This window comes from Streptomyces sp. NPDC031445 (genome assembly GCF_055581365.1).
This window is the reverse complement of record NZ_JBVIJO010000002.1, coordinates 255752-281971: the sequence shown is the minus strand read 5'-3', so window position 1 is coordinate 281971 and position 26220 is coordinate 255752. Positions and strand designations below refer to the sequence as shown.

Sequence of the window (26220 nt, the reverse complement as noted above, 5' to 3'; positions counted from 1 at the left end):
GCTCTTCTTCTCCGTGGGGGGCGGTCCGGTCGGATGGTGGCTCAGGCGACGGGCGAGTGCAGGCTCGCGGTGGTCCCGGGGAAGCAGCGCGGGTCGTCCCAGAGCAGCTGGAGGTCTCTCGCCCAGTGCAGCTCCGGCTCGTCGGCGGCGTCCGCGGTCAGCCGCAACGACAGCACGTGGCGCGGGAGTTCGGCGGGCGGCACCCCGGCGACCGAGGCGGCGAGCCGGTCGAGGAAGGCGGTGCCGGGGCAGGGCGCATCCGCGGGGGCGGTGTCCGCGCGGGGCGGATCCGCGGCGCCGGGGCCGGGGGGAGCGGCGGACCCGGCGCGCGAGCAGGGCGCGTCCTCGTGCGCGGCGCACGGGGAACCGGTGCGCGGCCACAGCAGGATCGGGACGGGCACGGTGAGACCGACCTCGAAGTGCTGCCGTGCCGCCGCGGGCGGGGCCGCGTAACCCGCCACCCCGGCGTCGCCGTCCCAGAGCCGTTTGCGCAGGCCCGGCGGCCGCTCCCGGGTGCCGCACTCGACCCGGTGCACCTCGACCCCGCCGCCGGCGTCCAGCTTCTGCCACTTCTTGCGCAGCTGGTGGCGCAGCCGGCCGCTGTGGTGGCGCGCCCGGTCGGTCACCACGAGGGGGTAGGCGCAGCCGAGCGGCGTGCTGTCGTCCGCGCCGCACTCCCAGTGCGCCACCGCCTCGTTGAGCCACTCGCGCGGCAGGACGAACGTCACCAGCTCGTCGGCGTCGGGGGCTAGGTGGGCGACGGCCTCGTCGATGCGGCTCTGGACGTAGGCCCGCACCCCGGTGCGCGGCAGCCTGCGGGCGCCCACCGGCCGGCGCCGCCCGTCGCGGTACGCGGACACCTCCACGGTCACCTGGTCGGGACCGGCGCCGCTGTGGTCGATCTCCACGACGACCGGGGACCAGGCGGGAGCCGCCGGCGTGCCGGCCGGGGCCGGGGCGTCCGGGCCCGGGGCCGCCGGGGCCGCCGGGGTCCGTAACGCCGCCTCCGCGTCCAGCAGTTCGAGCAGCCGGTCGGCGAACCTGCCCACCGCCCGCGGATCGGGGACCTCCCACTGCACGTAGGCGGCGGCGGCCCACAGCGAGGGGAAGCCGCCCGGGGGCAGCGGCGGCCCGAAGGCGCCCACCGCGTCCACGTACAGCCGGTTCGGGTCGCCCACCCGGCCGGCGGCGGCCACGGCCCGGCGCAGCAGGGCGTACAGCCGCCGGCGGGCGTCGTCCGAGCCGGGCGCGGGCACCAGTTCGCCGAGCTCCGGCCAGTACCGGGCCAGCACGTCCGGTGGCAGCATCCGGCCCTTGCGCACGTCCGGGGACGACCCCACGGCCGCGGTGACCATCCCCGCCACCCTGCCGTCCGGGAGCGTCGCCGCCGCCCCGCTGAACCCGTCCACGAGCGGCTGCCCGTGCCCCTGCCACGCCACCAGCTCCAGCCACTCCCCGGCGATCAACTGGCCGGAGACGGCCTGGCACTCGGCGAGCGTGCCCTCGTCGTAGCCCTCGGGGAAGCCGTACGCGACCAGCCGCGGGTACGGCTCGGTGTACGCGGCGTCGGGCGGGGCGAAGCCGGCCGGGGCGAGCGGGACGTCACGGTCCAGTTCGAGCACGGCGACGTCGCCGGGGTCGGTGACCCCGCCCGCCCAGCCGCCGTGGGCGACGACCGAGGCGGACAGCACGCCCAGCTCCCTGGCGTGCGGGAAGGTGACGGTCACCGCCGTCGCCCCGCTGCGCCTGACGACGTGGGCGCAGGTGAGCAGCCGGCGGCCGGTGACCAGGAAGCCCGCCCCGACCGCGTCGCCGCAGGCGATCCGGGCCTGCCAGGCAGCAGTGCGCATCACCGGTCGGCGGACTCCGGGCCGGGCACGGTCCGGTCGGGTGTGGCCTGGCCGGGCAGGGCCGGCGGTGCCGCGTGCTGCGCGGACGCGGCCCGCGCGGGCGGGTTCTGTGCCGCGGCGGCCTGGTCCGGCACCTGCCCGGGGGACCAGCTGAGCTTGACGACGAGGTGGCCCTCCGCCGACCCCTTCGCGATGACGGCCCCGGCCTCGGCGGACAGCCGCACACCGAACTCGATCTCCACCGCGTCCGGGCACAGGCTGCCGTCCCGGAAGACCCGCAGCGCGGACGCGGCGGCCGCTCGTACGCCGTCGAGCGCTCCCTCGAAGGTGCGCGCGGCCTGCGCCGGTCCGTCGCCGCGCGAGACGAGGCGGGCTCCCGACCGGGTGCCCGCGGCGCCCTCCACCACGACGAGCGCGCCGTCCTCGGTCCTGAACTCCACCAATTCGTCCACGGTGACGCTCGCTCCCCCGTCGTACCCGACCAGTGACCACCCCATGTTACGGACGGTGCAGCGGGAGTCACACACACGGCGCCGAAGGGCGCGACGTGTTCCGGGGCCGGCGAGAACCCGCCAGGGCGCCTTTCCGTCAGTACCGGCCAACTCCCTTACGGCAAGCGGCACATCACACTCGTCCCAGCACGCGACGCACTCGGCGCACACGAGAAGAGGCGTGGATGAGGACAGGACCAGTCAGACGCGGGGCCGCCCTGCTCGCCGCGGCGCTGGTGAGCGCCGTGCTCCCGGCCGGCCCGGCGGTCGCGGCGCCGCGCCCCCAGGGCCCCGGGGCGAGCGCCGCCACCACCGTCACCCTCGTCACCGGCGACAAGGTGACCGTCACCGGTCTCGGGCACGGCAGACAGACCGTCACCGTGCGCCGGCCCGTGGGCGCCACCGGCGCCGTGCGGACACAGCGCGGCGACGGCCACCTCACCGTCGTACCGGACGAGGCGCTGCCGTACCTGCGGGCCGGCACCCTGGACCGGCGGCTGTTCGACGTCAGCGGGCTGATCCGGCAGGGGCTCACCGACGCCGGGAGCGACGCCCTGCCGCTGATCGTCACCTACGACCGGAACGCGCGGGCCGCGACCCCGGCCGGCGCCGAGCGGACCCGTGCGCTGCCCAGCCTGCGCGGCGCCGCCGTGGAGGCCGGCAGGGGGCGCGCCTTCTGGCGGTCGTTCACCCGGACGCCCGGCATCGACAAGGTGTGGCTCGACGGGCGGGTGAAGGCCGAACTCGCCGAGAGCAACGCCCAGATCGGCACGGCGGCGGCCTGGGACGCGGGGCTGACCGGCAAGGGCGTCACCGTCGCCGTCCTGGACACCGGCGCCGACCTCGGCCACCCCGACCTCGTGGACCGGGTGAGCGCCGCCAAGAGCTTCGTCGACGGCCAGGACGTCGCCGACCGCAACGGCCACGGCACCCACGTCACCTCCACCGTCGGCGGCAGCGGCGCCGCCTCCGACGGCAAGGAGAAGGGGGTGGCGCCGGGCGCGGCCCTCGCCGTCGGCAAGGTGCTCGGTGACCAGGGCTCGGGCAGCGAGTCCCAGATCATCGCCGGGATGGAGTGGGCGGCACGGGACGTGCACGCCCGGATCGTCTCCATGAGCCTCGGCACCACGGAGGCGAGCGACGGCACCGACCCCATGGCGCAGGCGGTGGACACCCTCTCCCGGGAGACCGGCGCGCTGTTCGTCGTCGCCGCCGGCAACACCGGCGCCCCCTCCTCCATCGGCTCACCGGGCGCCGCCGACGCCGCGCTGACCGTCGGCGCCGTCGACTCCGCCGACCAGGCCGCCTGGTTCAGCTCCGCCGGACCCCGGTACGGCGACAACGCGCTCAAACCCGATCTCGCCGCTCCCGGCGTGGACATCCTCGCCGCCCGTTCCGGGCTCACCGGCGGCACCGGCCCCTACACCTCCATGAGCGGTACCTCCATGGCCACCCCGCAGGTCGCGGGGGTCGCGGCACTGCTCGCCGAGCGGCACCCGGACTGGACCGGCGCGCGGCTGAAGGACGCGCTGATGTCCAGCTCGGCACAGCTCGACGTCTCCGCCTACACACTGGGCGCGGGCCGGGTGAGCGTGCCGGACGCGGTGCGCGCGACGGTGACCGCCACCGGCAGCGCCGACCTCGGCTTCCACCGCTGGCCGTACGAGACGGACCAGCCGGTCACCCGGACCGTCACCTACACCAACTCCACCGGCACGCCCGTCGAGTTGCGGCTGTCGGTGCGGGGCGCCCCGGACGGCGTCGCCCGCCTCGCCGACGACCGTCTCACCGTGCCCGCCCACGGCACGGCCTCCACCACCGTCACCGGCGACGCCGCCACGGCACCGGTCGGCGACACCAGCGGGCAGATCGTGGCCACCGACCCGGCCGGCGCCACGGTCGCGCACACCGTGTTCGGGCTGGTCAAGGAGGAGGAGCGGTACACGCTCACCGTCCACGTCAAGGACCGGTCGGGCGCGCCGGCCGCCGCCGACCTCACCGTGCAGCGGCTCGCCGAGGGCGCGGACGCCGAACCCGCCCGCGTCGGCGACTCGGGCACGCTCCGGCTGCGTCTGGAACCCGGCACCTACTCCCTCGCCACCTTCCTCGACGTGCCCGGCGGCCACGGCGCCGACTCCCTCGGCCTCGGCTTCCTCACCGTCCCCGAGATCACCCTCGACCGGGACCGCGACGTCACCCTGGACGGCCGCACCCTGCGGGAGGTCCGCGCGGACGTGGACCGGCGCACCGAGACCCGCCAGCTCGTCATGGAGTACGACCGGAACGCGAACGGCGCCGATCTGTTCGGCGCGGTCCAGGTGCCCCTCGCCTACGACAGCGTCTTCGCCGCGCCCACCCCGAAGGTCACCCAGGGCACCTTCGAGTACCGGACCGTGTGGCGGCTGGCCAAGCCGCGGCTGGAGGTCGAGGGCGTCGGCGAGGCCACCGTCCAGCCGGGCGGCACCCTCACCGCGGGCCGCACCCGGCTGCCGCTGGTGGACGTCGGCGACGGGCCCGTCACCGGGGTGTCCGGCAAGGCCGTCCTCGCCCGCCTCGCCCCCGGCGCCGACCCCGCCGCGCTCGCGCGGGCCGCGCAGGACGCGGGCGCCCGGGCCCTGTTCGTCACGGACGACGCGCCCGGCCGGCTGATGGCCTGGTGGGGCACCGACGACAACGCCGACCGGCCCCTGCTGATCGCCACCGTCGATCAGGCGGACGCGGCGCGCCTCAGGGCGGCGGGCCGGGCGGACATGACCGGCACCACCGACTCGCCGTACGTGTACGACCTCTCCGAGGGCCACCGCGGAGCCATCCCCGACCGGGACCTCACGTACGCGCCCGGCGCCCGGCGACTGGCCGCCGTGCACGTCACGTTCCACGCCCCGGGGCCGCAGGACGGCGACGAGTTCCGGTACTCGATCACCGGCGCCTTCCCGGTCGGCCTCGGCTTCCCGGAGCGCGTCGCCCTGCCCGCCGAGCGCACCGACTACGTCTCCACCGGCCCCGGCCAGCTGTGGCACGAGTCCGTCACCGCCGGCGGCGGCGCCCTGGAGGAGCGCGGCGGGCTCGTCCGCTACGACGGCGGGACCCGGCCGGAGCTGCACTGGTTCCGCCCGGTATGGCACCCCTGGCTGGGCACCGGACTCGGCTGGGGACAGCAGCGCGCCGGGAACCGGATCCAGGTGAACGTGCCCGGCTGGGGCGACTCCGGGCCCGACCACACCGGCTTCGGCGACGCGTGGAGCGAGGACAGCGGCATGCGCCAGACCACCTCCGTCCGGCTCGACGGCCGCCCGGTCGACGAGAACACCGGCTCCGCCGCCTACGTCTGGGACGCGCCCGCCGACGAGCACACGTACCAGGTCGTCACCGACACCGCCCTCGACGCCGGCCGGTGGCCGCTCGCCACCCGGGGCCGCACCGAGTGGACCTTCCGCTCGGCGGCCACCCCGGAGGACCACTGGACGTACCTGCCGCTGATCAACCTCGCCTACGACCTCGACACCGACCTCGCCGGTGCCGTGCGCGGCGGGCGGCGGGTACCGGTCGGGATCGGCGCCGCGTACGTGGCGCACGCCTCGGGCACCGGCAGGCTCGGCGGCGGCCGGCTCGAGGTGTCGTACGACGACGGCACGACCTGGCGGACGGTCCCCCTGAGCACCGGCCGGGACACCTCCTGGCGCGGCACGCTCACCGTGCCGCGCGGCGCGTCCTCCGTCTCGCTGCGGGCCTCGGCCCGGGACGACAAGGGGTCGGCGGTGACGCAGGAGATCATTCGGGCGGTGGCGGTCCGGTGACGCTCCCGGGCGCGGACGTGCCGACGACGCCCCGGACCACGCCCAGCTCCACCAGGTCCCGGGGACGCACGCGGAGTTGGTCCGCGGTCGAGCGGACCCGCTCCGGCGGGCGCTTCAGGATGGCGGCCGCCAGTTCCGGCGCGATCACCGAGAAGTAACTGTCCGGCGTCGCCCAGGTGTTGCCGGGCGCGGCCAGTGCGAGGGCGCCGCCGGAGCCGCCCTCGCCGATGACGAGGGTGGTGATCGGCACCAGGGCGGCGGCCACCGCGCCGAACACCTCGGCGACGGCCGCGCCGACGCCCTGCCGCTCGGCCTCCGCGTCGTTCGCGGCACCCGGGGTGTCCACCAGCGTCAGCACGGGGACGCCGAGCCGGTCCGCCAGCCGGATCAGCCGGGCGGCGGTGCGGTACCCGGCCGGGCGGGTCGCCGTGCCGGTCTGCGCCGCGTACGCCACGGTACGGCCGTCCCGCTCACCGAACCCGCACAGCATCCCGCCGGGGTCGGTGCCCCCGCACCGGTCACCGCTGATCGGCAGCCGGTCGTCGAAGTAGGCGTCCAGATAGGCCCGCGCCCGCGGCCGTCCGACGGCCCGGGCCCGCTCGACGGCCTCCCACCCGGTCGCGGCCGGCCCACCCGGTCCGAGCGCGTCCGGCACGGGGGCGGGCTCCGGCGGCGTGGCCCCCGCCCCGCGGCCGGCCAGCAGCCGCAGCCACCTCCCCAGCACCCCCTTCAGCTCGGCCGGTGCGACGATCGCGTCCGCCGAGCCCGCCGCCAGCTGGGACTCCGCCGTGTACGCGGACGGGTCGGCGTCCGGCGGGCGGACCCGGGAGCCGGCGAAGCCGACCTGGGCGCCGGGGAGGGCGAGGACGACGTCCGCGCCCGCGCCGAGGGTGGCCCAGCCGCCGCCGGTCGTCGGGTCCCGCAGGACCGCGATCTGCGGCAGGCCGGCCGCACGGGTGAGCGCGGACTGCCGGGCCACCCGCTGGAGCTGGGTGAGCGCGACCATGCCCTCCTGCATCCGGCTGCCCCCGGTCGCGATCAACGGCACGACGGGCAGCCGGTGCGCGCGGGCATGGGTGTACGCCGCCTCCAGCAGGTCCCCGGTGCGCTCGCCCAGCGAGCCGCCCAGGAAGCCGAACTCGAAGGCGATCAGGACGGCCCGGGTGCCCGCGACGCGCGCGGTGCCGCAGACCACCGACTCCCGCTCGCCGGTGCGGGCGGCGGCACGGGCGCGGGAGGCGTCGTAGCCCTCCCAGCCGAGGGGGCCGTCCTGCGGTGACTGACGGGGCGGCGCGGCGAGTTCGCGGAAACTGTCCGGGTCCGCCGTCAGCGCCACCGTGTCCCGTGCCGTGAGCCGCTCAGGCATCGGCCAGGGCCCGCTTCATGATCTTCCCCATGTCGTTGCGGGGCAGCGCCCGGAGGTAGCGGACGACCCGGGGGCGCTTGTGCGGGGCCAGCCGCCGGGCCACGTGGTCCGCCAGTTCCTCGGCTCCCGGCGGACTCGCCGCGTCCGCCGGGACGATCCAGGCCACGATCCGCTCGCCCAGGTCGGCGTCCGGCTCCCCGGTGACCGCCGCCTCCCGCACCCCCGGGTGCTCCAGCAACGCGTTCTCGATCTCACCGGCCCCGATCTTGTACCCGCCGCTCTTGATCAGGTCGGTGGCCTTGCGGCCGACGATGCGGACGTAGCCGTCGCCCTCGCGCACGGCCATGTCCCCGGTGCGGAACCAGCCGTCGGCGGTGAACGCGGCGGCGGTGGCGTCGGGCCGGTTCAGGTACTCGGTGAACAGGTTCGGGCCGCGCACCTGGATCTCCCCGACGCTCTCCCCGTCGTACGCGGTGATCTCCGTACCGTCCTCCTCCACCAGCCGCAGCTCCACGCCCGGCAGCGGCACCCCGACCGTCCCGGGCCGGGCCTCCCCGTCGGCCCGCACGGCGGTGTTCATGAGCGTCTCCGTCATGCCGTACCGCTCGATCACCCGGCGTCCGGTCGCCGCCGCGATCCGCTCGTGGTCGTGGACCGGCAGCGCGGCCGAGCCCGAGACCAGCAGCCGGGCCCCGGCGAGCGCCCCGGCCAGCTCCGGGTCGCCGGGCAGCGCCTCCGCGATCCGGTGGTACATCGTCGGCACCCCGAACACCATGGTCGCGCCCGCGGTCAGCTCCCGGGCCACGCCCTCGGGGGAGAACCGCCCCAGGTGCCGCACGGAGCCGCCGCGCCGCAGCGGGCCCAGGACGCCCAGCACCAGCCCGTGCACATGGAACAGCGGCAGCCCGTGCACCAGCACGTCGTCGCCGGTCCACCGCCAGGCGTCGGCGAGCGCGTCCAGGGTGGCGGCGAGGGCCCGGCGGGGGAGGACCGCGCCCTTGGGCGGGCCGGTGGTGCCGGAGGTGTAGACGACCAGCGCCGGGTCGCCGTCCTCGGCGCGCTCCTTGGGGACGGCACCGGTGGCGGACGCGTCGACGTCGATCCGCGGCACGTCGCCGAACACGGACGGCAGGTGCGTGCCGGGCGCGGCGAGCACGAGCGACGGCGCGCTGTCGGAGAGGATGTGCGCCAGCTCCTTCTCGCCCGACTTGGGGTTGAGCGGCACGGCGGCCACCCCGGCGAGCAGCGCGCCGGTCACCGCGACGGCGGTCTCCAGCTCCGCGGTGGCCCACACGGCGACCCGGCCGGAGCCCTCGATCCGCGCGGCGAGGGCACCCGCGGCGCCCGCCAGCCCGCCGTACGTCAGGGTCCGTGGCCCGAACCGCAGGGCGACCCTCCCCCGGACGTCGTCCGGGGGGACCCCCCTCTCGCTGCGCTCGCCTGGACCGTCCGTCAGGGCGGGGAAGAGGGAGGACACGCGGCGCACTCCTTACTGTCGGGCGGTGCCGACTGCCGGGGACGACAGCACCCTTCCTACACCAGGACCCGTGTCCGTACCGTGCCGTGCCGTACGGCCCGTGCTAGCCGACGGGGGCGGACGGGCGGGCGGCCACCACCACATCGGCCACGACACAGCTGACGTTGTCGGGGCCGCCCGCCGCGTTGGCCGCGTCGACCAGGGTACGTACGACGGCCTCCGGGCCGGACCCGGCGGCCAGCAGCTCCTTGATCAGCGCGTCGGGGACGACCCGGGTCAGCCCGTCCGAGCACACCAGGTACCGGTCACCGTCCCGGGCCTCCCGCACCCGCAGGTCCGGCACCGCAGGCGCACCGGGGGCGCCCAGCGCCTTCAGCAGCAGGGCCCGCTGCGGATGGCTCTCGGCCTCCTCCTCCGTCAGCCGTCCCTCGTCGATCAGCGACTGGACCACGCTGTGGTCGTGGGTGATGCGGAACAGCCCGCCGTCCCGCAGCAGATACGCCCGCGAGTCCCCGATGTGCACGAGGGCCAGCTTCGAGCCCGTCCACAGCAGCGCGGTCAGCGTGGTCCCGCTCTCCCCGCCGTCCCCGTCCCCGGCCCGTGCGAGGGCCTTCACGGCCTCGTCCGCCCCGCGCACCGCCTCCTCCAGCAGGTTCAGCACACTGCCGGCGGCCGGTTCCTCCGCCTCGTCCAGGAACCTCAGGGCCGCCACGGCGGCATGGCTCGCGGGCGCCCCCGCCGGGCCGCAGCCGTCGGCGACGGCCAGCAGCCTGCGGCCGGCGTACACGGTGTCCTGGTTGGCCGGGCGGACGTGCCCGCGGTCCGAACGGGCCGCGTAACGCAGTTCCAGCATGGTGTGTCTCCCTCTCGACTCGCCGGTCAACTCCTCGACGAGGAACGCGGCGAGGTCCCGGCGCACGGCCGTCTCCGCTTCCACCCGCGCCCAGTACGCCCGGATCTCCCGGGCCGCGTCCGCCGCGTCCAGCGCGCACACCGCCCGTATCTGCGTCAGGGGCATGCCCAGGCGGCGCAGCCAGGCCACGAGCCGGGCCCGTTCCAGCTGGGCGAGGGCGTAGTAGCGGTAGCCGGTGTCCGGGTCGACCCGGGCGGGCGGCAGCAGGTCCAGTTCGTCGTACAGGCGCAGGGCCTTCGGTGACAGCCGGCTCGCCTTCGCGAACGCCCCGATGGTCAGCAGTTCCATGCGCACCTCGCGCGTCTCGTCGTCCGGCACCGATGCTGGGGCCTGACCGAAGGGGAAGGTCAACAGGGGTGTCCCGGTTCCCGCGGCGCTTGTTAGCCTCACAGCCGCACCGACCGTCGAACCCGCGTACGACAGGGAGTCCGCCGTGCCCCGCATAGCCCTCGCCACCTACGACCCGGGAGCCGGGCCGAGCAAGGACACCGACCTGCCGGCGCTGGTGCGGGCGCTCGCGGACGCCGGTGCCGAGGCGGAGGCCCGGCACTGGGACGACCCGGCGGTGGACTGGGGCCGGTACGACCTGGTCGTCATCCGCTCCACCTGGGACTACAGCTGGCGGGCCACCGAGTTCGCCGCCTGGGCGGAGCGGGTCGGCGCGCTGACCCGGCTGGCCAACCCGGCCCCGGTGGTGCGCTGGAACGCCGACAAGCGGTACCTCGGGGAGCTGGCGGCGGCCGGCGTGCCCACCGTCCCCACCCGCTACCTGGCCCCCGGCGAGCCGGCCGACCTGCCGGCCGGGCACGAGTTCGTGATCAAGCCGACCTCGGGCGCGGGCGCCCGGTTCGCGGCCCGCTACACGCCCGCCGAGCACGACACGGCGGTACGGCACCTGGCGCGGATGCACGCGGAGGGCTTCACCGCGATGGTGCAGCCGTACATGCCGGGCATCGACGTGCGCGGTGAGCGGGCGCTGCAGTTCTTCGGCGGGCGGCTGCTGCACGCCAGCCGCAAGGGAGCCGTGCTCTCACCCGGCACCCCGTACGACGCCGACAAGGTGGCCCACCCCGACCTGGAGCGCTGGCAGTCCACGGAGGCCGAACTCGACGTCGCCGGCAAGGCGTTGGCGGCCGTGCCCGGTGCGCACGGGCTGCTGTACGCGCGCGTGGACCTGGTGGACGGCGAGGACGGCGAGCCCCGTCTGATGGAACTGGAGCTGGTGGAGCCGAACTTGTTCCTGTGGCTGCACCCGGACTCGCTGCCGCGCGTGGCGCGGGCGGTCCTCGCGGCGGCCGGGGGTGCGGCCCCGGCCGCCCCGGCGATCGCCTGACCCCGCACGCTCGGCGCTCACGGAAGGACGGCCGTCCGCTGGAGCAGCCCCCAGGTGAACTCGGCGACCACCTGCCGCCGTACGCCGTCGCGGTCGGGGGCGGTGAGGGCCAGCCCCCACCGGGTGGGGGCGGTGCCCTCCAGCGGACGGGCGGGGGCGAAGGCACGGGCGGCCTCGTCCACCGTGCAGGACCAGGGGGCCAGGTCCTCCAGCGTGCGCAGCTGCGGTGACGGCGCGCCCGGCGCCCGCACCAGCCACTCGTTCCAGACCCCGCCGTCCGGCCCGACGAGCACCTCGAAGCGCAGGGCGGGCCAGAGCGGCAGGGCCCACCGCCGGGCCTCGCAGTCGGCGTCGCCCAGCCGGCGGGGCACCACGGACTCCGGTGCGCCGAGGACGGAGCGGTAACGGGCGGCCGCGCCCCGGGACCGCGGTGAGCGGACCATGGCCTGCCACCGCTTGTTGGCCTCCCGCATGTCCGCGATCGAGGCGCCCAGCCGGCGCCGGGCGTCCTCCACGAGGTCCGGGTTGTGGTCGGCCATGCGGCGCAGCAGGACCAGCTGGAAGTCGAGATCCATGGTGTCCATGGTGCCCGTGATCACAGGGGTCGTTCCCGACCCATTGCCCGCGCCCCCCACCATGACTAGCCTGTGTTCGTCATGCCGATCGTCTGTTGAAATCTCGAACGCAGACGCCACACCAAGGGAGGGGGCCGGACGTGGGACGCCTCGTGCCTGCCGTGACCCGGGCTCTCGACATTCTTGAGCTGTTCCTCGACGGGGACGGGACGCTCTCCGCCCCCGACATCGTGCGCAGGCTCCAGTTGCCCCGCACCACCGTGCACGAGCTGGTCACCACGCTCGCCGCCCGGTCGTACATCGTGCAGGTGCCCGGACAGCCCGGACGGTACCGGCTCGGCGTACGCCCGTACCAGCTCGGCAGCCGCTACGCCGAGCAGCTCGACCTCGCCGCCGAGGGCCAGCAGGTGGCCCGCTCCGTCGCCGAGACCTGCGACGAGACGGTGCACGTCGCCATCCTGGAGGGCACCGACGTCATCTACATCGCCAAGGTCGACTCCACGCACGCGGTCCGCATGGTCTCCGCCGCCGGCCGCCGGCTGCCCGCCCACTGCACCTCCGTCGGCAAGATGCTGCTGGCCTCGCTGCCCGAGCCGGAGCTGACCGCGCGGATCCCCGACGGCACCGAACTGGCCGGGATGACCCCGAACAGCATCACCGACCCGGCCGTCCTGCGCGAGGTCCTCGCGGACATCCGGCAGCGCGGGATCGCCGTGGAGAACCGCGAGTCCAACCCGGACGTCTCCTGCGTGGCCGCGCCGGTCCGCGACCGCACCGGACAGGTCGTGGCCGCGCTGTCCATCTCCGTGCCGATGATCCGCTGGAGCGACGAGCGCCGGGCCGAGCTGGAGCAACTGGCCGCGAAGGGCGCGGCGGAACTGTCGGAGCGGCTGGGCCACCGGAGCGCGGCATGACGGCGTACGAGGTCGCGGTGCGGGCGGAGGCCGCACTCGGCGAGGGACCCACCTGGGACCCGGCGACGGGCCGGCTGCTCTGGCTGGACATCCTGGGCGCGCGCCTGCACACCTACGACCCCTCCTCCGGCCGGCGCACGATCCGTACGGCACCGCAGCACATCGGCGCGGCCAAGCCCCGGGCGGGCGGCGGCCTGGTGCTCAACCTGCGGGACGGCGTGGGCCTGCTGGACCCCGACGACACGTTCCGCTGGCTGCACCACGAGCCGGTCGCCGGGCGCCGCGCGAACGACGCGGCGGTGGCGCCCGACGGGTCGCTGTGGGCGGGCACGATGCGGTACGACGAGGCGCCCGGCGGGGGCACGCTGTCCCGGCTGACGGGGGACGGCGCCGTGCGCACGGTGCTGCCGGACGTCACGGTCAGCAACGGCACCGGCTGGAGCCCCGACGGCCGCCTGATGTACTACGTCGACACCCCCACCCGGCGCGTCGACGTCTTCGACCACGACGCGGACGGCATCCATGAGCGCCGCACGCTGGTGGAGATCGAGGAGGGCGCGGGCTTCCCGGACGGGCTGACCGTCGACGCGGAGGGCTGCGTGTGGGTGGCGCTGTGGGACGGGGGAGCGGTCCGCCGCTACACGCCCGCCGGCGAGCTGGACCGGGTGATCACCTTGCCGGCCCCCCGCACCACGGCCTGCGCGTTCGGCGGCACCGCCCTGACCGACCTCTACATCACCACGGCCCGCACGGGCCTGCCGTCCTCGGACCCCCTGTCGGGCTCCCTGCTCGTGGTGCCCGACGCCGGAAAGGGCCTGCCCCAACCGGCGTTCGAGGGCTGAGCCCCACGCGCGGCTGACCGCATCCCCCACCGCGCCCTACAACCCCGCGGACCGGCGCTCCTCCGCAGTCAACGGCGGAGCGGCGAGCGCCGGTCTCAGGGGCCCCGCCACCGCCGCCAGCACCACACTCGGCGCCAGCAGCACCTCCGCCCCGCGCTCCAGCGCCGTCACGTCCGTCACCCGCCGGGCCACGCGCCCGTTCCCCGTGGCGGTCCGCAGCAGACGGCCGACGTACGCGGCCAGCACCCGGTCCCGCAGCGTCGGCCCCTCCTCGGTCGCGCCGGGATAGAACACGTCCGCGCCGACGGCGAGATCCCATGCCGCCCGGACGGTCCGCCCGACCGCCCGCTGCGCCTGCCGGGCCAGTCCCGCGCTCCCCAGCCCCCGACGCCCTACCACGTCCCGCACGGCCAGCGCCGAGCGGGCGGCCACCGCCATGCCGTGCCCGTACACCGGGTTCAGCGCGCACACCGCGTCGCCGACGACCACGAAGTTCTCCGGCCACACCGGCATCCGCTCGAAGAAGTGGCGCCGGTTCGCCGTGGTCCGCGTGACCGCGACCCCGCCGAGCGGCTCCGCGCCCCCGCCCAGCAGCTCCCCGATCAGCGGATGCCGCAGCCCGTCACGGGCGTAGCGCTCGAAGTCCGCGGCGCACGAGGGCGGTTCGTCACCGCGGCCCCCGAACAGCGTGACGATCCACTTGCCGTCCTCCACCGGCATCAGCACGCCCCCGCGCCCGGTCCCGGAACCCCGCGGATCGGGCTCGATGTTGACCACCGGGAAGCCGGACCGCGCCGCCGCCGGCGCCCGGTACAGCCGGCTGGCGTACACCAGCCCGGAGTCGACCTCCCGCCGCTCGGCCGCGGGCAGCCCCAGCCCGGTCAGCCACCGCGCCGCCCGCGAGCCGCGCCCGGTCGCGTCCACGACCAGGCCGGCCGTCAGCGTCCGCTCCGCGCTGTCGTGGGCGCGGATGCGCACCCCCGTCACCGCGCCGCCCGTACCGGTGAGCCCCACCGCCTCGGCCCGCTCCACCAGCGAGATCCGCCCGTCGGCCAGCACCAGCTCCCGTACCACCCAGTCCAGCAGGTCCCGGCTCGCCGGCAGCATGAACGCGGACTCGGCCCAGCGCCGGTACCAGCCGTACGGGGACAGCGCCACCATGTCCGTGGTCATCGGCGCCCGGCTCACCCCGGCCGCGCCCAATCGCCCGATCGCCCCGGGCAGCAGTTCCTCCAGCGCCCGCGCCCCGCCCGACCACAGCTGGTGCACATGCCGGGCCTGCGGCAGCCCCTTGCGGGGCGCGGGCCCGTCGGGCAGCGCGTCCCGCTCGACCACCGTCACCCGGGCGCCGACGGCCGCCAGGGCGCGGGCCGTGAGCAGGCCGGCGAGGGAGCCGCCGAGGACGACGGCGGTGGCTCTGTCCTCATTCATGAACGGCGACGCTCTCCGCTGGGACGGCCGCACGCGCACGCACCGCCGCGATGTCGTCGGGACGGCGGAGGGCCCGGGAGACGGCCCCGATCTCCTGGAGCAGGTTCGTGGTGTCCGGCCCGGCGGCCGGCTCGGGCGGCTCCGGCGTACGGGCCCTGGTCTCGACGGCGTCGAGGATGCACACCGCGGCCGCCAGCGCGCGGGCCCGCTGCGGCGGGTGGCCGAGGCCCAGCGCGGCGTCGTGGGCGCGCCGGCCGAGCCCGGTGTCGATGTGCCGGGCCAGCGGCAGCAGCACGTCCCGGATGAACGTCTCGCGCCGGGTGAGCCGCAGTTCGGGCGTGGCGCGCAGCACGAACGGCACCCCTTCGCCGTTCGCGGCGCGCATCAGCTGGTACAGGGGCCGCAGTTCGCGGTGGGCGAGCCGGAGGCGCCAGCGGTCGTGCAGGTACTGGCCGGCGTGCGGCAGGATGAAGCCGACGGCGATGAGGATGGCGGAGAGCGCGGCCACGGGCGGGGCCAGATTGGTGCTCAGCCAGTCCAGGTCCCGGCCGAACCAGCGGGCGACGACGGCGATCAGCTTCACCGCGTCGAAGATCAGGTTCAGCACGTAGCCGGCGCCCAGCAGCTTCAGGCCCCAGCGCAGCCAGGCGTCCAGGCCCTCGGTGCGCACCCAGTTCCAGATGAGCCGGGAGGTGATCAGGCAGGCCACGGCGTGCGCGACGAGGTAGAGCAGGATCTCCTCGCGCATGAACGGGGTGGTGGCGTAGTGGGTGTCCAGGTCCCGCAGCCGCTCCTCGGGGGCGTCGGCGAGCAGGAACAGCACCCACAGGGCGACGATCACCCCCGAGTACACCGAGATCACCCAGCGCATGGCGCGGCGGGTGGCGGCCGAGCGGTCGGACAGGCCGTTGCGCCAGGTGATGATGAGCAGCAGGCAGGAGCCGCAGAACGCGGTGATCAGCGAGTAGCACCAGGGCGCCGAGATGTTGGGCACGCCGGTCAGCCGGTTGACCCAGGCGATGGTGGACGGCGTGCAGAACACGAACACCGCGCAGGCCAGCAGCAGCAGTCCGCCGACCGCGCGCAGCAGCGGGTCCCGCCACAGCCGGATGATGCTGGGCAGCTTGATCACCAGGGCGGCGGTGAGCACGGCGGTGGGGATCCAGAAGGAGATGTAGAACTCGCCGAGGAATCCCGAGGGGTTCAGCGCCAGCCGGGTCACCGTGCCGTGCCTCCGCGTCCTCGGTATCCGAGGGACCGCTGCACCGGGTCCGGCGGGCCGGTGCGGGTCCCTTCGAGGTGGCCCCGGAACAGGGTGGCCAGGCGGTGCCCGAAGTCGTCGGCCTCGGCCTCGTCGGTCTCCCGGGAGCCGTCGCGGGCGGCCACGGTCAGGGCCGCCTCCCGCCAGCCGGGCGTGTCGGTGAGGGCCCGGGCGGCGGCGGCCCCGGCCGGGTGGTGGTGCCGGTGCCCGGCGTGCAGGTGCCACAGCTCGTGCCCGAGGATGACCAGTTGCTGCACGGCCTCGGCCCGCTCCTCCACGATGACCAGGTCGAAGTCGGCGAACTCGACCCACAGACCGGTGACTTCGATCTCGTCCGGGAAGCGTTCGAAGCGCAGCTCCACCGGACGGCCGCCCCGCAGCGCGCTCATCTCCTCGCACAGCGCCCGGCACAACGCCCGTGTCCCGGCGGGTGCTTCGGGCCGGGCGCGGACGGCGGCGGCGAGGTCGCCGGCCAGGGCGCGCATCGCCGCGCCGGAGCCGGGGAGCCGTGTGCGGGCCGGGCCGGAGCGCCGGCGGCGCAGTCGTGAGGCCAGGCGTGCCGCCCGCTCCCGCGCGCCCCCGAAACTCATCTGTCTCCCTTCCCACCGCCGATTACGGCTGGTCCGAGCGTACGCGCCTGGATGTGTCCGCGTCATGCGATCCGGCGGCCGTCGTTCAACAAGGAACCACCTCGATCGCCGTACGGGAACCGCCGTCCTGGAACGTGGTCACACCGGCGTGACCGGCACACCGCCCGACGCCCTGCCGAGCAGGGTCAGCCGCACCGATCCGGGGCCCGACAGCGTGGTGAACTCCGTAAGGACCGCCAGCGCCAGGGTGTTGGCGCCCCGGGTGCGCAGGATGCCGTTCGGCAGGACGAAGGTGTGCTGCGGGCCGACGTTGTTGATGTACTGGCCCAGGTTCCAGCCGTTGAGGAAGATCTGCGCGCGGTAGGCGCGGTACGGGTCGTCGTCCAGGGTCAGGCCGACCGACGCGTCGACGCCGGCCGGCACCGACAGCCGGAACGTCGTCCGATACCAGGTCACGCCCTGGTACCGCGCCGCGCGCGGCAAGGTCACCCGCTCCCAGTCCCGGTCCCGGAAGCCGGGCAGGTGCCAGCCCTCCCGCTCGCCGTACAGGCCGCCGTTGTTCATCGGCCCGCGCACGGGGTCGGCGGGGCCGGCGCCCTGGATGCGCCACCGCACCTTCGGCGAGGCCCCCTTGAAGGTGACCGCCGTCAGGCCCCGCGCCGCCTTGTGGGTGTCGAGCGCCTTGCCGTCCTGGTCGTGCGCCATCCGCCGGACGAGGACCGACAGGACGTGCCGGCCGGGGGAGCGCAGCCGCTCCCGCACCGGGAAGACCGCCGTCTGCGCCCAGCTGCCCTTGCGGATGGTCACGTCCTTGTCCGGTACCGGCATCCGGTGCGTGCCCAGCGGCTCGCCGTCCAGCCAGGCCATCAGCAGGCCCTGCGTGCCGGTGCTGTAGGCGAGCGAGACCTCCTCGACACCGGTGGTGCCGGTCAGTTCGCCCCGGTACCAGACGTCCCCGTAGTGGAAGCCGTAGTCGTCCGCGAAGAGGACCGGCTGTCCGTCTGGGACCGCCGTGGTGCTGTACGACGACGTCCTGTCCGCCGCCTTCCACGACGAGTCGTCGAAGTTCGGGCCCGCTTCCGGGTTCTCCCTGCGCATCCGCCAGCCGCCCAGCTCCGGCAGCCGCACCTCGGGCACGTCCGGCAGCATCCCGGTGGTCAGCAGGCTGCCGGAGAGCGTGGCCCGGGTGGGCAGCTTCCGCCCGTTCCAGACCAGGGTGTCGATCCCGCGCGGGCCCCACACCTCCATGCCGGTCCGCTCGACGACGTCACCGGTCAGGTGGACCTCGGAGCCGCGCAGCTCCGCGTGCCGCAGCAGCGCCGGGCCGTAGACGAGGAGGGTCCCGGACGGGGTGTCGTAGGGGAAGAGGCGTACGGCGGTGGCGTCGTCGGCGAAGAGCAGCAGCAGCGGGGTGTCCGTCTCGCCCTTGCGCACCAGCACCCGGGTCAGCCCGTCCTGGCCGAGGGGGGCGTTCACATGCAGTTCGTTCCGGTCGTAGGCCCAGCCTGCCTCCGGGTCCAGCCGCTGCACGGAGGGCTCTTCCGGGCACTTCAGCACCAGCTCGGCCATCTCCTCGCGCCGCCCGGCGAACACGGCGATGTCCTGCCGGCCCGCCGTCAGGACCGTCATGGGCGCGACGGTGGCGTACTTCAGGGTCCGCCTGCCCAGTGGCAGCCCGGTGGTGAGCAGCTTGGCGTCCTTGCCGGGCACGGTGATCCGCAGCGTGCCGGCGTCGGTGGGCAGTTCGGTGGTGACCGGGTCTGCGCCGTCGTTGCGGGCGACGTACACGTGGGCGCCGGTGTCCGGGTTGGTCAGGTGGTAGACCTTCAGCCCGTCGGCCCGCACGTCCGCAGCGCGGTCCAGCTTCGCGAAGTCGGGCACGCGCTGGAGCAGATGGCCGAGCTGGTGCATCGGCGCGATCTTGTCCGTGACGTTCCGGCCCTCGTCGATGGCGGCGCCGTAGTCGTACGACGTGTAGACGACCGGAGCGGGCAGCCAGCCCCATGACGTCCCCCCGAACGTCATGTACACGTTGTGCAGGGTGAGCCCGTTGGCGAGGTTGGTCAGGTAGAAGCGCCGCTCGTACGCGGCGTCCCGGGTGCGCCGCGACTCGGCGTACCCCTTGCCGTCGAACCACGCCCCGCCCCACGGATCGAACCAGCCGCCCCCGAACTCGGGCACGAAGCCGGGCGTGTCGGGGGAGGCGGTGGCCCCGCCCTTTGCCCCGCCGGGACCGTAGTGCCCCCAGTCCGGCGGGGTCTGCTTCGGCGACGGATACCCGTCGAACCCGTACAGCCAGCCGCCCCTCTCCCCGCCGGTGTCGAACGACCCCGGCGCCCAGTACCCGTTGCGCCCCTTGTCGTTGTGGAACAACGGGACGTCGATCCCGTCGCCGCGCACCTTCCGGTACAGGTGGGACATGTAGTTCCGCCCGGTGGCCTCGTCCACATGGGCGTCGTACTCGTTCTCGATCTGGTACAGCAGGACCGTTCCGTTGCCCTGTGTGAACAGGTGCCGGCGGGCGATCCGGTTCACCCGGGTCAGCCACTCGTCCACGTGCGCCAGGTAGTCCGGGTCGTCGGTCCGTGCCGTGCCCTTCGTCGCCGTCAGCCAGCCGGGGAAGCCCCCGCCGTCGACCTCGGCGTTGATGTAAGGGCCGGGGCGCAGGATGACGTACAGCCCGGTCTCGGCGGCCGTGCGCAGGAACAGGTCCAGGTCCCGGACGCCGCTGAAGTCGTACACGCCGGGCGCGGGGGAGTGGTAGTTCCAGGCCACGTAGACGCTCACGGCGTTGTAGCCGTGCGCCCGCATCTTCTGCAGCACGTCCCGCCACAGGGACGGGCTCGGCAGCCGGAACGGATGCATCTCGCCGGACCACACCGCCAGCCGCCGCCCGTCCACGAGCAGCGAGTACCGGTCGTACCCGATGGTGTGCCGCTCGCCGTCAACGCTCGGCGGCAGCGGCGCCGGACCGGTCGGCGCGCTGCTGCCCGCGTACGCGGACGGCGCCCCGGGGCCGCCGCTGCCGCCCAGGGCGAGACCGAGCGCGGCGGAGCCGGCCAGGGCACTGAAGGTACGTCTGCTGAGCGCCAAGGTGGGTCCTCCCGGGCGGTACTTACGGGGGCGCGGTCCGGCCATTCTCCCCACGGACCCACCCCCGCGACGGACCCATGAGGATCGCGGCGCGGGCGGACTACGCGGTACGGGCGGTGCGGGAGCTGGCCGTACGGCAGGGTAACGGCCCCGTGAAGGCTGGAGAAATCGCCACCGTGCCAGAGCTCCCGCACACGTTCCCGCATGGGAACCCGTTAGGCGGAACGCCGGTCCCCCGGCCGGCGCACCGGCGGGTTTCCCCCGCCCGCTTCCGTCGTTAGGGCGGGCATGATCAAGAAACTCGCCTGTGTCACCGCCCTGACGGCCGCCCTGCTGGCCTCCGCTGCCACCGCCGAGGCCGGCACGCGTCCCGCGCCGCCCGCCGCTGTCCCCGGCGCCTCCCTCCTCAATGGCATCCTCGGCTCCCTGGAGATCGGCCACCCGGTCACGTCCCTCAAGACGGTCCTCCCCACGGGTGTCCGGGGCGAGTGAACGACACGGCCACCGCGCGCCGCGCGCACGGCGGGAGGACGTGAGAACCCCGAGGTGAACGGCCGGAGTCCACTCTCCCGGCCGGACGGGGCTCCCTGTGTGTCAGACGGCCGCCTGGCCCGCCCCCGCCGCGTTCGGCCAGCTCTGCGCGTTGGGCCAGCCCGTCGCGGGGGCAGGGGTCAGGCCGGCCGCCGGGGCCGGAGCCGTCATCCCGCGGACCTGGGCGGCGGTGAGCCCGCCCCGGGCCGGGACCCCGGGCGGGGTGGGCGCGGCGGGCGCGAGCGGCGCGGGCGCGGGGACCATCGGTGCCGGCACGGGAGCCGGTAGCGGGGTGGGGACCGGCGGTACGGCAGCCGGTGCGGGCAGCACGGCCGCCGCCGGAGCGGCCGGGGCCGGTGGCGGGGCTGCCGCCGGCATCGGCATCCCGCCGCCGGGCGGGGCCACGGCGGCGGGGAGCGGCATGCCGGTGCCGGCGGCCGGTGCGGGGCCGGACGCGGTCAGCCGCATCCCGGCCCCGTTGGTCTCGCTGACCAGCCGGTCGACCGCCGCCGTACCCGAGCTGTAGCCGGTCCCGGTGCCCGGCTCGGGTACGGCGGCTCCCCTCCTGGACCCGTAGAGCACCTGTTCCAGGCCGGACACCAGGCGACGCACGTCGACCTGGGGGCGCACCACGAGCCGCAGGAAGCGGCTGGAGGATCCGATCTTGTTGCCGCACTCGCGGACCAGGATCCGGTGCTCGGTGAGCATCCGGTCCCGCACCACCGTGCCCTCGGCGCCGAGGGGCAGGCGCACGAAGAGGAAGTTGCCCTGGGAGGGGTAGACGGTGAGGCCGGGGAGCGCGGAGAGGCGGCTGGCCATCTCCAGGCGGTCGCGGCGGACCTGCGTCAGGCTCCGCGCGTACTCGGCGCCGTGCTCCTTCAGCATGAACACCACGTGCTCGGCGAAGGAGTTGAGGTTCCACTTCGGCAGCATGGAGCGGACCTTGCCCGCGAGCGCCGGGTTCGCGACGAGGTAGCCGAAGCGGATGCCGTGCAGGCCGAAGTTCTTGCCGAGGCTGCGCAGGACGATCACGTTGGGGCGGAGCATGGCCTCCTGGACGACGCTCGGCTCGGCCTCCGCGTCGGCGAACTCCAGGAAGGACTCGTCCACGATCACCAGGTCGAGGTCCGCCATGGCGTCCATGAACTGCACGATCTGCTGCCGGCGCAGAAAGCCGCCGTCGGGGTTGTTGGGGTTGCAGACCACGGCCACCCGGGTGCCGCGGGCGCGGATGAACTCGGCGTACCGGCCGAGGTCCAGGGCGAAGTCGTTCGCCTCCTGGAGGGGGAACATGTCGACCCGCTTGCCAGTCTCCATCGGCTGGTCGGTCCAGCGGCCGAAGGCGGGCACGGGGACGGCCAGGGACTCGCGGACCAGCAGGTGGTCGATCCAGGTGATCAGCTCCGTGGAGCCGTTGCCCATCGCCACGCACTGCGGCGGGAGCCGGAGCAGGTCGCACAGCTCCGCGGTGACGGTGTCGGCGCTGCTCGGGTAGTACGTGACGATCTCGCGCAGCCGGCCCGCCAGCTCCTCGAACATGGCGGGCGTCGGGAAGTACGGATTGCACGGAATGCAGAAGTCCACCGGGCCGGTCCCGTCGCCGCTCTCCCGCGTCAGCGCCGCCATGGAGGGGCTGTGCGCGGCGGTGCCGCGGAACAACGAGGTGACGTTGCCGGCCAAGGGAACCTCCGTCGAAGGGCGGCCCGTGCGGGGGAGCACGGGCCGCCCTTCGATACGGAGGGGACGGCAGTGGCGTTCAACTCACCGCCGGTGTGAGCCGGTTCACGCCCCGAAGGTGTGCAGGGTCGACGTCCGGTACGTCTGCCCCGGCCGCAGCACCGTCGACGGGAAGTCCGCGTGGTTCGGCGAGTCCGGGAAGTGCTGCGTCTCCAGGCACAGGGCGTCGCCCTGCCGGTAGGTGCGGCCGCCGGTGCCGGTGAGCGTCCCGTCGAGGAAGTTGCCGGAGTAGAACTGCAGGCCCGGCTGGTCGGTGGCGATCTTCAGGGTGCGCCCGGAGCGCGGGTCGCGCAGGGTGGCGACGTGCTCCGGCCTCGCGGTGATCCCCTTGTCCAGCACCCAGTTGTGGTCGTACCCCTTGGCCAGCACCTGCTGCTCGTGACCCGCCCGGATGCCCCGGCCGACGGGCTTGGCGCGCCGGAAGTCGAACGGGGTGCCCGCGACCCCGGCCAGCTCGCCGGTGGGGATCAGGCCGGAGTCGGTCGGGGTGTAGCGGGAGGCGGCGATCGTGAGTTCGTGGTCCTCGATCGTGCCGCTGCCCTCGCCGGCCAGGTTCCAGTAGACGTGGCTGGTGAGGTTGACGACGGTGGCCTTGTCGGTGGTGGCCGCGTAGTCGATGCGCCAGTCGCCGTGCCGGGTGAGGGTGTACGTGACCGTCGCCCGCAGCGTGCCCGGGTAGCCCATCTCGCCGTCGACGCTGGTGTAGTGCAGGCGCAGTCCGACGTCGGAGCCCTTGGCGAACGGCTCGACGTCCCACACGTGCTTGTCGAAGCCCTGGGCGCCGCCGTGCAGGTGGTTGGCGCCGTCGTTCACGGAGAGCTGGTACGCCGTGCCGTCCAGCGTGAACTGGCCCTTGCCGATGCGGTTGCCGTACCGGCCGATCAGCGCGCCGAAGTACGGGCTCTTGGCCGCGTAGTCGGCGATGTCGTCGAAGCCGGCCACGACGTTGGCGTACCGGCCGTGCCGGTCGGGCAGTTCCAGGCTCTGGACGATGCCGCCGTAGGACAGCACCCTCAGCCGGGTGCCGCCGTTCTCCAGCGACCAGCGGTACACCTTCGTGCCGTCGGCGAGGGTGCCGAAGAGCTCCTTCACCGGCTTCCTTCCCGAGGCGGCCTCGGCGGTGCCGCCGAGGGTGGTGGCGGCGATGCCCGCCGCGGCTGCTCCCGCGATGACCGTGCGTCTGTTCAGTTCCATGGGTGCGGCTCCGTTGTCTGGGCGCTTACGAACCGGACTTGCGCTTGTTCCACACGTCGAACCCGACCGCCACCAGCAGGGCGAGGCCCTTGATGACCTGCTGCCAGTCGGTGCCGACGCTGAGGAGGTTCATGCCGTTGTTCAGCACGCCGAGGACGAGACCGCCGATGATGGCGCCGAGGACGGTGCCGACACCGCCGCTCATGGACGCGCCGCCGATGAACGAGGAGGCGATGGCCTCCAGTTCGAAGTTGACGCCCGCCTTCGGCGAGGCCGCGTTCAGCCGGGCGGCGACCACCAGACCCGCCAGGGCCGCGAGCACGCCCATGTTCAGGAAGACGTAGAAGGTGACCTTCTTGTCCTTCACGCCGGACAGCTTGGCCGCCGGCAGGTTGCCGCCGATCGCGTAGATGTGCCGGCCGAAGACCGCGTTGCGCATGACGTAGCCGTAGCCGACGACCAGCGCGCCGAGGATGATCAGCACGATCGGGGCGCCCTTGTAGCTGGCGAGCAGCAGGGTGAGGACGAGGACCGCGGCGACCAGCGCGGTCAGCTTCAGCAGGAACAGCCGGGTCGGCAGCACGTCCAGGGAGAACTCCTGCTGGCGGCGGCGGTCCCGGAACTCCTGCCACACCACGGCCGCGATCAGGACGAGCCCGAGCAGCACGGTGAGGTTGTGGTAGTTGGTGTCCGGGCCGACCTCGGGCAGGAAGCCGTTGCCGAGCTTCTGCAGACCCTCCGGGAACGGGCCGAGGGTCTGGCCCTTGAGCAGGATCTCGGTGAGGCCGCGGAAGAGGAGCATCCCGGCGAGGGTGACGATGAACGACGGTATGCCGAGATAGGCGATCAGATAGCCCTGGACCGAGCCGGCGACGGCGCCGACCACCAGGCACAGCACCAGCGCGACGGGCCAGGAGATCCCGTGCTGCACGGTCAGCACGGCCGCGAAGGCGCCGACGAACGCGGTGAGCGAGCCGACCGACAGGTCGATGTGCCCGGCGATGATCACCAGCATCATGCCGATCGCGAGGATCAGGATGTAGCTGTTCTGGAGCACCAGGTTGGAGACGTTGCGCGGCAGCAGCAGGTCCCCGTCGGTCCAGATGGCGAAGAGGACCACGATCAGGCCGAGCGCGATCAGCATGCCGTACTGGCGCATGTTGCGGCGCAGACCGGCCAGTACCAGGCCGAGCAGCCCCCCGTCGGCGGCCGGTCCGCTCCTGCCCGGCGGCGCGGGGGCCGGGCTCTTGGCGGTCACATCCGTGCTCATCGCGTTACCTCTTTGTCCTTCGTCATATGGCGCATCAGCACTTCCTGCGTGGCCTCGGCCCGCGGCACCTCACCGGTCAGCCGCCCGGCGGCCATCGTGTAGATGCGGTCGCACATGCCGAGCAGCTCGGGAAGCTCGGAGGAGATGAAGACCACCGCCTTGCCCTGGGCGGCGAGCTGGTCGATGACCGTGTAGATCTCGTACTTGGCGCCCACGTCGATGCCGCGGGTCGGTTCGTCGAGGATCAGCACGTCGGGACCCGCGAAGATCCACTTGCTGAGGACGACCTTCTGCTGGTTGCCGCCGGAGAGCTTGCCGACCGGCTCGAAGACCGTGGGCGCCTTGATGTTCATGGACTTCCGGAAGCCCTCGGCGACCTGCCGTTCCTCGTGCTCGTCCACCACGCCCCGCTTGGCGACCTTGTCCAGCGCGGTCAGCGAGATGTTCCGGTTGATGGTGTCGATGAGGTTCAGGCCGTAGTGCTTGCGGTCCTCGGTGACGTACGCGATGCCGTGCCCGATCGCCTCCGCCACGGTCTTCGTACGGATCTCCGAGCCGTCCTTCAGGACCGTGCCGGCCGCGTACCGGCCGTAGGTCCGCCCGAAGACGCTCATCGCGAGTTCGGTGCGGCCCGCGCCCATCAGGCCCGCGATGCCGACGATCTCGCCGCGGCGCACGCTCAGGGACACGTCGTCCACGACCTTGCGCTGCTGGTCGATCGGGTGGAACACGGTCCAGCCGCGGATCTCCAGCGCCGGCGCCGCGCCCTCCTCCGGCTGGTGCGGGGTGCGCTCGGGGAAGCGGTGGTCGAGGTCGCGGCCGACCATGCCGGCGATGATCCGCTCCTCGGTCGTCTCCGGCGCCTTCACATCGAGGGTCTCGATGGACCGCCCGTCCCGGATGATCGTCACCGAGTCGGCGACCTTGCGGATCTCGTTGAGCTTGTGGGAGATGATGATCGAGGTGATGCCCTGGTTCTTCAGTTCCAGGATCAGGTCGAGGAGCTTGTCGCTGTCCTCGTCGTTCAGGGCCGCCGTCGGCTCGTCCAGGATCAGCAGCTTGACCTGCTTGGACAGCGCCTTGGCGATCTCGACGAGCTGCTGCTTGCCCACGCCGATGTCGGCGACCCGGGTCTCCGGGTGCTCGTCCAGACCGACCCGGCGCAGCAGCGCGGTGGCGTGGCGCAGGGTCTCGCGCCAGTTGATGAGTCCGCGCGTGGCGTGCTCGTTGCCGAGGAAGAGGTTCTCCGCGATGGACAGATGCGGCACCAGCGCCAGTTCCTGGTGGATGATGACGATGCCGTGCTGCTCGCTCGCCCGGATGTCCTTGAACTGGCAGGTCTGCGACTCGAAGAGGATGTCCCCCTCGTAACTGCCGTACGGGTGGACGCCGGAGAGCACCTTCATCAGGGTGGACTTGCCGGCGCCGTTCTCCCCGCAGATGGCGTGGACCTCGCCCTGCCGGACGGTCAGGGTGACGTCCGACAGCGCCTTGACACCGGGAAAGGTCTTGACGATCGAGCGCATTTCCAGGACGGGTCCCGCCATGGTCGTGC

Annotated in this window: 19 protein-coding genes and 1 pseudogene; 6 read left to right on the top strand and 14 right to left on the bottom strand. The window is 74.2% G+C overall.

Annotation, left to right across the window (positions count from 1 at the left end):
* Positions 1 to 41 precede the first annotated feature (41 nt).
* Positions 42 to 1850, bottom strand: a complete 1809-nt coding sequence (locus ACZ5DC_RS07590; RefSeq protein WP_468650397.1) for a VMAP-C domain-containing protein — start codon at positions 1848 to 1850, stop codon at positions 42 to 44.
* Positions 1850 to 2347 carry a CU044_2847 family protein gene (locus ACZ5DC_RS07585; protein ID WP_468650395.1) on the bottom strand — a complete coding sequence of 166 codons (498 nt, stop codon included), beginning with the start codon at positions 2345 to 2347 and terminating at the stop codon, positions 1850 to 1852. Before ACZ5DC_RS07585 ends, ACZ5DC_RS07590 begins: the two co-directional genes overlap by 1 nt.
* A gap of 179 nt (positions 2348 to 2526) precedes the next feature.
* Between ACZ5DC_RS07585 and ACZ5DC_RS07580 the strand changes: the two genes are divergently transcribed.
* Positions 2527 to 6138 carry a S8 family serine peptidase gene (locus tag ACZ5DC_RS07580; RefSeq protein ID WP_468650393.1) on the top strand — a complete coding sequence of 1204 codons (3612 nt, stop codon included), beginning with the start codon at positions 2527 to 2529 and terminating at the stop codon, positions 6136 to 6138.
* Here the strand turns inward: ACZ5DC_RS07580 and ACZ5DC_RS07575 are convergent.
* The 3 genes from ACZ5DC_RS07575 to ACZ5DC_RS07565 form a co-directional block, all read right to left on the bottom strand.
* Positions 6113 to 7504, bottom strand: a complete 1392-nt coding sequence (locus ACZ5DC_RS07575) for a carboxyl transferase domain-containing protein (RefSeq protein WP_468650391.1) — start codon at positions 7502 to 7504, stop codon at positions 6113 to 6115. The two genes, ACZ5DC_RS07580 and ACZ5DC_RS07575, sit on opposite strands and share 26 nt — an antisense overlap.
* Positions 7497 to 8981, bottom strand: coding sequence for an acyl-CoA synthetase (locus ACZ5DC_RS07570; protein ID WP_468650389.1), 1485 nt, complete (start codon positions 8979 to 8981; stop codon positions 7497 to 7499). Before ACZ5DC_RS07570 ends, ACZ5DC_RS07575 begins: the two co-directional genes overlap by 8 nt.
* A gap of 103 nt (positions 8982 to 9084) precedes the next feature.
* The gene (locus ACZ5DC_RS07565; protein WP_468651264.1) at positions 9085 to 10182 is read right to left on the bottom strand and encodes a MerR family transcriptional regulator; all 1098 of its coding nucleotides are present in this window, start codon (positions 10180 to 10182) and stop codon (positions 9085 to 9087) included.
* 145 nt (positions 10183 to 10327) lie between these two features.
* On the opposite strand from ACZ5DC_RS07565, the gene ACZ5DC_RS07560 reads away from it, so the two are divergent.
* A complete protein-coding gene (locus ACZ5DC_RS07560) occupies positions 10328 to 11227 on the top strand; it encodes an ATP-grasp domain-containing protein (RefSeq protein WP_468650387.1) in 900 nt (299 codons plus the stop codon).
* Positions 11228 to 11244: 17 nt separating this feature from the next.
* On the opposite strand, the gene ACZ5DC_RS07555 is transcribed toward ACZ5DC_RS07560, so the two are convergent.
* Positions 11245 to 11802 carry a hypothetical protein gene (locus ACZ5DC_RS07555; RefSeq protein WP_468650385.1) on the bottom strand — a complete coding sequence of 186 codons (558 nt, stop codon included), beginning with the start codon at positions 11800 to 11802 and terminating at the stop codon, positions 11245 to 11247.
* 140 nt (positions 11803 to 11942) lie between these two features.
* Between ACZ5DC_RS07555 and ACZ5DC_RS07550 the strand changes: the two genes are divergently transcribed.
* Both ACZ5DC_RS07550 and ACZ5DC_RS07545 read left to right on the top strand, forming a co-directional pair.
* Positions 11943 to 12716, top strand: coding sequence for an IclR family transcriptional regulator (locus tag ACZ5DC_RS07550; RefSeq protein ID WP_468650384.1), 774 nt, complete (start codon positions 11943 to 11945; stop codon positions 12714 to 12716).
* Positions 12713 to 13558, top strand: coding sequence for an SMP-30/gluconolactonase/LRE family protein (locus tag ACZ5DC_RS07545; RefSeq protein WP_468650382.1), 846 nt, complete (start codon positions 12713 to 12715; stop codon positions 13556 to 13558). The genes ACZ5DC_RS07550 and ACZ5DC_RS07545 overlap by 4 nt, the downstream gene beginning before the upstream one ends.
* Before the next feature lie 36 nt (positions 13559 to 13594).
* Here ACZ5DC_RS07545 and ACZ5DC_RS07540 read toward each other — a convergent pair whose 3' ends face one another.
* The 4 genes from ACZ5DC_RS07540 to ACZ5DC_RS07525 all read right to left on the bottom strand — a co-directional run bounded on the left by ACZ5DC_RS07540 (position 13595) and on the right by ACZ5DC_RS07525 (position 19933).
* Positions 13595 to 14989, bottom strand: coding sequence for an NAD(P)/FAD-dependent oxidoreductase (locus ACZ5DC_RS07540; protein WP_468650380.1), 1395 nt, complete (start codon positions 14987 to 14989; stop codon positions 13595 to 13597).
* On the bottom strand, positions 14982 to 16211 hold the full coding sequence (locus ACZ5DC_RS07535) for an MAB_1171c family putative transporter (RefSeq protein ID WP_468650377.1): 1230 nt from the start codon (positions 16209 to 16211) through the stop codon (positions 14982 to 14984). Before ACZ5DC_RS07535 ends, ACZ5DC_RS07540 begins: the two co-directional genes overlap by 8 nt.
* The gene (locus ACZ5DC_RS07530; RefSeq protein ID WP_468650375.1) at positions 16208 to 16840 is read right to left on the bottom strand and encodes a toxin-antitoxin system, toxin component family protein; all 633 of its coding nucleotides are present in this window, start codon (positions 16838 to 16840) and stop codon (positions 16208 to 16210) included. The genes ACZ5DC_RS07535 and ACZ5DC_RS07530 overlap by 4 nt, the downstream gene beginning before the upstream one ends.
* Positions 16841 to 16978: 138 nt before the next feature.
* Entirely contained in the window at positions 16979 to 19933 is a 2955-nt protein-coding gene (locus tag ACZ5DC_RS07525) for a beta-galactosidase (RefSeq protein ID WP_468650373.1), read from the bottom strand.
* A 77-nt stretch (positions 19934 to 20010) separates the two neighbouring features.
* On the opposite strand from ACZ5DC_RS07525, the pseudogene ACZ5DC_RS07520 reads away from it, so the two are divergent.
* Both ACZ5DC_RS07520 and ACZ5DC_RS07515 read left to right on the top strand, forming a co-directional pair.
* Positions 20011 to 20142: pseudogene (locus tag ACZ5DC_RS07520) on the top strand (transcriptional regulator); the annotation flags it as partial.
* Positions 20143 to 20221: 79 nt separating this feature from the next.
* Positions 20222 to 20425 (top strand): hypothetical protein, encoded by a 204-nt coding sequence (locus ACZ5DC_RS07515; RefSeq protein WP_468650371.1) that lies wholly within the window; start codon positions 20222 to 20224, stop codon positions 20423 to 20425.
* A gap of 102 nt (positions 20426 to 20527) precedes the next feature.
* On the opposite strand, the gene ACZ5DC_RS07510 is transcribed toward ACZ5DC_RS07515, so the two are convergent.
* The 4 genes from ACZ5DC_RS07510 to mmsA all read right to left on the bottom strand — a co-directional run bounded on the left by ACZ5DC_RS07510 (position 20528) and on the right by mmsA (position 26212).
* A complete protein-coding gene (locus ACZ5DC_RS07510) occupies positions 20528 to 22144 on the bottom strand; it encodes a pyridoxal phosphate-dependent aminotransferase (RefSeq protein ID WP_468650369.1) in 1617 nt (538 codons plus the stop codon).
* Between the two features lie 102 nt (positions 22145 to 22246).
* Positions 22247 to 23395 carry an aldose epimerase family protein gene (locus ACZ5DC_RS07505; protein WP_468650367.1) on the bottom strand — a complete coding sequence of 383 codons (1149 nt, stop codon included), beginning with the start codon at positions 23393 to 23395 and terminating at the stop codon, positions 22247 to 22249.
* Between the two features lie 25 nt (positions 23396 to 23420).
* Positions 23421 to 24665, bottom strand: coding sequence for a multiple monosaccharide ABC transporter permease (gene mmsB, locus ACZ5DC_RS07500; RefSeq protein WP_468650365.1), 1245 nt, complete (start codon positions 24663 to 24665; stop codon positions 23421 to 23423).
* A complete protein-coding gene (gene mmsA, locus ACZ5DC_RS07495; RefSeq protein WP_468650363.1) occupies positions 24662 to 26212 on the bottom strand; it encodes a multiple monosaccharide ABC transporter ATP-binding protein in 1551 nt (516 codons plus the stop codon). The genes mmsB and mmsA overlap by 4 nt, the downstream gene beginning before the upstream one ends.
* Between the last annotated feature and the right edge of the window lie 8 nt (positions 26213 to 26220).

Bases quoted from the DNA above. Each gene is read 5' to 3' on its own strand.
- ACZ5DC_RS07580 (WP_468650393.1), top strand. From the start codon at position 2,527: ATGAGGACAGGACCAGTCAGACGCGGGGCCGCCCTGCTCGCCGCGGCG.
- ACZ5DC_RS07555 (WP_468650385.1), bottom strand. From the start codon at position 11,802: ATGGATCTCGACTTCCAGCTGGTCCTGCTGCGCCGCATGGCCGACCAC.
- mmsA (WP_468650363.1), bottom strand. From the start codon at position 26,212: ATGGCGGGACCCGTCCTGGAAATGCGCTCGATCGTCAAGACCTTTCCC.
- ACZ5DC_RS07530 (WP_468650375.1), bottom strand. From the start codon at position 16,840: ATGAGTTTCGGGGGCGCGCGGGAGCGGGCGGCACGCCTGGCCTCACGA.
- mmsB (WP_468650365.1), bottom strand. From the start codon at position 24,665: ATGAGCACGGATGTGACCGCCAAGAGCCCGGCCCCCGCGCCGCCGGGC.
- ACZ5DC_RS07540 (WP_468650380.1), bottom strand. From the start codon at position 14,989: ATGAATGAGGACAGAGCCACCGCCGTCGTCCTCGGCGGCTCCCTCGCC.
- ACZ5DC_RS07565 (WP_468651264.1), bottom strand. From the start codon at position 10,182: ATGGAACTGCTGACCATCGGGGCGTTCGCGAAGGCGAGCCGGCTGTCA.
- ACZ5DC_RS07515 (WP_468650371.1), top strand. From the start codon at position 20,222: ATGATCAAGAAACTCGCCTGTGTCACCGCCCTGACGGCCGCCCTGCTG.
- ACZ5DC_RS07590 (WP_468650397.1), bottom strand. From the start codon at position 1,850: ATGCGCACTGCTGCCTGGCAGGCCCGGATCGCCTGCGGCGACGCGGTC.
- ACZ5DC_RS07585 (WP_468650395.1), bottom strand. From the start codon at position 2,347: ATGGGGTGGTCACTGGTCGGGTACGACGGGGGAGCGAGCGTCACCGTG.
- ACZ5DC_RS07505 (WP_468650367.1), bottom strand. From the start codon at position 23,395: ATGGAACTGAACAGACGCACGGTCATCGCGGGAGCAGCCGCGGCGGGC.
- ACZ5DC_RS07575 (WP_468650391.1), bottom strand. From the start codon at position 7,504: ATGCCTGAGCGGCTCACGGCACGGGACACGGTGGCGCTGACGGCGGAC.
- ACZ5DC_RS07545 (WP_468650382.1), top strand. From the start codon at position 12,713: ATGACGGCGTACGAGGTCGCGGTGCGGGCGGAGGCCGCACTCGGCGAG.